This window comes from Nostoc flagelliforme FACHB-838, assembly GCF_014698065.1.
GTDB lineage: Bacteria > Cyanobacteriota > Cyanobacteriia > Cyanobacteriales > Nostocaceae > Nostoc > Nostoc flagelliforme_B.
This window is the reverse complement of the sequence record NZ_JACJSI010000477.1, coordinates 1-4,047: the sequence shown is the minus strand read 5'-3', so window position 1 is coordinate 4,047 and position 4,047 is coordinate 1. Positions and strand designations below refer to the sequence as shown.

Annotated in this window: 9 protein-coding genes; all 9 read left to right on the top strand. The window is 42.4% G+C overall.

Annotated features, from left to right (window positions below; translation table 11 throughout):
* Positions 1-242 precede the first annotated feature (242 nt).
* Positions 243-1,055, top strand: coding sequence for a hypothetical protein (locus H6G97_RS46970; RefSeq protein ID WP_190947231.1), 813 nt, complete (start codon positions 243-245; stop codon positions 1,053-1,055).
* A gap of 126 nt (positions 1,056-1,181) precedes the next feature.
* Positions 1,182-1,508, top strand: coding sequence for a hypothetical protein (locus tag H6G97_RS46965; RefSeq protein WP_190947230.1), 327 nt, complete (start codon positions 1,182-1,184; stop codon positions 1,506-1,508).
* On the top strand, positions 1,501-1,704 hold the full coding sequence (locus H6G97_RS46960; RefSeq protein ID WP_190947229.1) for a hypothetical protein: 204 nt from the start codon (positions 1,501-1,503) through the stop codon (positions 1,702-1,704). The genes H6G97_RS46965 and H6G97_RS46960 overlap by 8 nt, the downstream gene beginning before the upstream one ends.
* Positions 1,705-1,729: 25 nt before the next feature.
* Positions 1,730-2,107 carry a hypothetical protein gene (locus H6G97_RS46955; protein ID WP_190947232.1) on the top strand — a complete coding sequence of 126 codons (378 nt, stop codon included), beginning with the start codon at positions 1,730-1,732 and terminating at the stop codon, positions 2,105-2,107.
* Positions 2,108-2,219: 112 nt separating this feature from the next.
* Positions 2,220-3,062 (top strand): hypothetical protein, encoded by an 843-nt coding sequence (locus H6G97_RS46950; protein ID WP_190947228.1) that lies wholly within the window; start codon positions 2,220-2,222, stop codon positions 3,060-3,062.
* Between the two features lie 65 nt (positions 3,063-3,127).
* Entirely contained in the window at positions 3,128-3,334 is a 207-nt protein-coding gene (locus tag H6G97_RS46945; protein WP_190947227.1) for a hypothetical protein, read from the top strand.
* Between the two features lie 17 nt (positions 3,335-3,351).
* Positions 3,352-3,618: a terminase gpP N-terminus-related DNA-binding protein gene (locus tag H6G97_RS46940; protein ID WP_190947226.1), complete on the top strand. Its 267-nt coding sequence runs from the start codon at positions 3,352-3,354 to the stop codon at positions 3,616-3,618.
* Positions 3,619-3,775: 157 nt separating this feature from the next.
* A complete protein-coding gene (locus H6G97_RS46935; protein ID WP_190947225.1) occupies positions 3,776-3,955 on the top strand; it encodes a hypothetical protein in 180 nt (59 codons plus the stop codon).
* A partial coding sequence (locus H6G97_RS46930) for a DUF1392 family protein (RefSeq protein WP_190946636.1) occupies positions 3,952-4,047 on the top strand: 96 nt, incomplete at its 3' end. The genes H6G97_RS46935 and H6G97_RS46930, both read left to right, overlap by 4 nt.

The window sequence follows — 4,047 nt, the reverse complement described above, 5'->3', positions numbered from 1 at the left end:
CAAAGTGCTAACACGTTTTTAATGATTAACCTCCATTAACGCTTATCTGATTACAGAATAACAGCCAATCAACATACAGGCTATCAATTAACAGACTAATTGCTAATCAGTATATTGACAATCAGTTAGCAGAATAGCATAATATAACTATTACAAAAGGCAATCGCCCTTAGCCTCGGAAACTTTGGAAGCGATCGCCTTTTGAAAAACCCATACATTTATGCAGGGAATCTTAATAAATAATGACATACCAAATCTACAGTCATCAACAGCTGCAACTGAAATCCATTGCCCGACTCAAGCAAATCTACAGCGAAATAGCCTGCACAGCCGAAGTAAGCGACAAACGCTGTAAGGATGCCTGGATTTTCGCCATTGTTAACTATCAGGCAAGCAAGATTCAGAAAATTGCCCCTGCTGCCCCCGACAACCAAGCCCTCGCCCAAGCCGAACTCGACCACTTCATTGCCGACCAAGCCCAAGTTGTAGCTCCCCAACCCTTCACAATAATCGAAATTTCGTTTGACCATTACGAATATTACGCTGATGACAAACTGGTAGCTAACATCAGCCATGACGACAACCATTTAACCCAACGCTGGGTAGTCATGATCAACGGTAAAGAAGTATTTCGTACCAACACCGTAATGCGTTGTCATCGCTTCATCTGCACTCACTACAAAGATGGCTCATTACCTGTGCAGGAACAACTTGCAACACCATGCACTACTGGCAACGAAATCATGGCGCAGATTTTCAACGAGTGCGAGAAGTACGGGTTTGAAATCCTCGACGATGGGATTTACCAGAATGACGAGAAATTAGGCGAAGTAGGACAAACTGACGGCGACTGGTGGTTCACACGCGCAGCAGACGAAACCCAGCGCGTACGCTGTGATTCTGCAATGTCAGCAGTTCAATCGCTGTCGATGCTGGGCGTGTCTAATGATGGTAAATCCATTTTTGATGAATATTTTTTAGAGCAACCGTTAGAACAGTTAACTGGCGATAAATTGCAACGACTGTTGGAGAGAACGGAGTTAGTCACAGCGTAAGGAGGCAGGGGGGGCAGAGGGGCAGGGGTGCAGAGGGGAAAGAATCTATACAAATCTCTCCTCTGCTCCTCTGCTCCTCCGCTCCTCCGCTCCTCCGCTTCATTGTCCCTTCATTCACCAATCAATATGCAACCCACAATATCGATTCCCAAACACTGGGACTACCCTCGCTTTGCTTTTGATCAGCGTACACAACAGGGCATGATTCTAGGACTTTACTACTACCCGACTGGTACAGAATTGGCTGAACAATTTGGCGATGGATGGCGTTATGTCCTGATGCCTAAAAAAAGCTCTGACGAAACATCGTACTTAAAAGAGGATCAAATCCAAACGCTCACGGCAGAAGAATTATTCCAGAAAATTACCGCAGAGATTGACTTTTATCAACAGCAGATAAACATTCTCAACCGACAGTTAACCGTATTAACTCAAGGTGCAAACAATGGCTAAGGAAGTAAACAACAGCTTTGACCGTAGAGCAAATCATTTGCTGCGTTTACTTCAGCTTTGCGGCGGTTGTGTTCCATTACATCGGCTGCAATTTCAATTCTCGGATTCAGTCATCCAAACACTGTTGGATAAAGAACTGGTGCAAGTACAGAACACGGGACGCGGCTTTTTGTTGGAGATTGCCGAGGATTTTTAGGTTATTAATCCCAGAGGAGAAAATCATGAAACTTTACGCGAAAACCATTTCAGCTACTCTGCCAGATTGGGCAAGCGTCGTTACAAAGAGCGCAGATTTATTTGAGATTGAAATTAACGATAAACACCCGAATTTCCAATCTCTGCTTGAAGAATTAGAAACCGAGATTCAGCCAGGAACCTTCGGTGTAAAGGCAGAGGATTTATGTTCACGGCTGGGCATTGAAATGTCTAACACCAGCCTCCAGCAATTAGTTGAACAAGCCCAAACCCTGATAGCCGATATTGCTGTACATCCAGGCTACAAACAACTGCTGGACGAGGGATATACCCCTGATTTAAACATTTCTGATGCTAGCACTGCGCTGACTTATCTGCAATGGGAGTTAGAGCGGAATCGATAACTTTCTGTTTAGTAAAAAAGCGATTGCTTGAATATCAGCTTTTCTTCAAGCAATCGTAAAGCACTGAAAGTTTACGCTACAAACCACTAATTATTGCATAGGTCAACAAAATATGGTTACTGAAATCAAACTAGGTTTATGCAACCCTCCCGAACCCATCTCTTTATATGTCAATCAGGGGGAAATAGACGGGGAATCTTTCGTTTGGTACAAGTTCAATATCAGCCAGGAGAAGAAAATCCCAATTCCCCAAAGGGCGTTAACTGGCTACTTGTCAGAACTGCGATTGACGACTAAAGAGTTCAAAGGCAAAGACAATCTCAAACTCGATATTGTCGTGAGTGCTGATGAACTTTATGTAGCGAGAACTGGCATTGAAACCATTTTCGCCAAAAGCTTTCTTTTAGCTGCGTCATTAGTTCAGGATTTTTCTAAGCCACTGATTATTGTTGCTAATGCTGGCGACGAAAACACGGTTTTCTGTAATCTTTATGATGCTGCAACCAAAACCAAGATTTACAGGGAATGGAGTAAACATTTGGATTGGGCAACAATCATTCGTGACATCCAATCTTTATTGGGTGCAACTTTAAACTCGATTCCCGAACCCCCACTGACTCCACCAAAACTTAGTGTAGTTCCTCAATCAGTACACCCACAGGATTTACGAGTTAAAAATATTCGCACCTTGCTTGATTATCCCCTTGATTTGGTCAGAGAGTGGTTGCAATTCCAGGATGTTGACCGCCCAAGTTTACTTGATATTAGCCAGATTAATGAACTAATCAAAACCATGTGTTTGGCTTGGGCAGCAGGTAAGTGTGACCATCCCAATCATGCTGAATCTTTGTATCAAAAGCTAGTTGTTGATGCTGTTGCTAGCGGTGCGGATGAATTAACGGCAATCAACGGATGGATGCAGCAGTTGCAAACTGCAAAAGCCGGAGCAGTGTAAATCAGAAGTCAGGATTCAGAATAATTTTACTTCTGAATCCTCAATTAATTAGATAGGAATTATTTATGAAAGTCATTGTCACAGTTGTTGAAAAAATCACAAGTGAAGCTCACATCGATATCCCTGATGGGCTAAATAAATCTGCAATCAAGCAGCACATCGTAGACCGCTACAACACTGGGGAAATGTCCACAGATATGAATATCTTTCAAGTGGACTTTGAATCAATTAACGCTCAAATTGTCAAAGAACATTCTACTAAATCTGCATAAATAGGGGAGCTAATTAGATGCATACAAAATGGACTGATGAAGAACTCGGAATCATTGAAGCTAAGGCTGAACTTTATACCCCAAAACAAATAGCCTCAATCTTAAAAAAACATGGATATTTTCGCACTCCAATTGCTATCGCTACTAAGCTTTGGGCTTTGGGTTATTCTACAAGCCCCTTTCTCGATAACTATAGTAGTGCTGAAATCGCCCGTGTTCTATGTGTGCATTCCACCACTGTTTCTGGTTGGGTACGCCGCAGGGCGGCCGCATCATGTCAATAAGCATACTTTATTGACAATAGATTTAAAATCAATGTCATTAAGTTTTGCTTATTGCGAAAGTTTTAGGCGATCGCTTTGGGGCTTAAAAAATAATCAAGCTCGAAATCCTGATTTTTTCGTTGGTTCTTAACCTTCGTTGTGATCAAGAGTAATTTAGATGCGTTTGCCCTGGGTACGCCGTGGTTGGCTGAAAACTAGCCGCCGTTCTTCTAAACGTTATCAAGTTCGAAGATGGCATCTCAAAAAGTTTTTTGACAATCCCCCACAACATTTAAAAAAGCGTATTGCCTCTATTGATGCCGAAGCTATTAATTACTTATTGGGGAGAAAAGCATGATTGACAATGTTAACGCACTCAAAACAAGTTGGTATCTTTCCCCTCCTTGGGGTCGAACAATTCCACCCGTTGAGGCGAATTTACTGGAGAGA